This window comes from Pseudomonas tremae, from assembly GCF_001401155.1.
Classification (GTDB): domain Bacteria; phylum Pseudomonadota; class Gammaproteobacteria; order Pseudomonadales; family Pseudomonadaceae; genus Aquipseudomonas; species Aquipseudomonas tremae.
The window spans coordinates 1-310 of the sequence record NZ_LJRO01000232.1; the positions used below are offsets into that span (position 1 = coordinate 1).

Annotated in this window: 1 protein-coding gene and 1 pseudogene; both read right to left on the reverse strand. The window is 60.6% G+C overall.

The features are described 5' to 3' along the window. Positions 1–143 (reverse strand): annotated as a pseudogene (locus tag ALO43_RS28965) (c-type cytochrome); the annotation flags it as partial. Positions 144–167: 24 nt separating this feature from the next. After that, positions 168–310: cupin domain-containing protein (locus ALO43_RS15620; protein ID WP_157062306.1), on the reverse strand; the 143-nt coding region annotated here is incomplete at its 5' end.

Below are 310 nucleotides of genomic sequence, written 5' to 3' on the forward strand. Positions count from 1 at the left end.
TTGAGCAGGCCGACGCTGTGACACGCGACGCAATGGGCGGCGATGATGTCGTCAGGGGCTCGGGCGGTATCGGCGGCTTGCACATTGAACGCCCATAACGTCAGAACGCCTGCGGTGCTCAGAATCTTCCGGGTCAGCTTCACGCGTCACTCACTGAAAGGGGCGGGTCAGAAATTGGCTGGCGTTGCCGCACTGATCAATCGTGCCGGTACGTCGAACGGGTTGCGGAAGCGATGCGGCCTGGTGCTTTCAAAATAATAGCTGTCACCGGCCTCCAGCACGTAGGTGTCGAGACCCACCACCAGCTCCA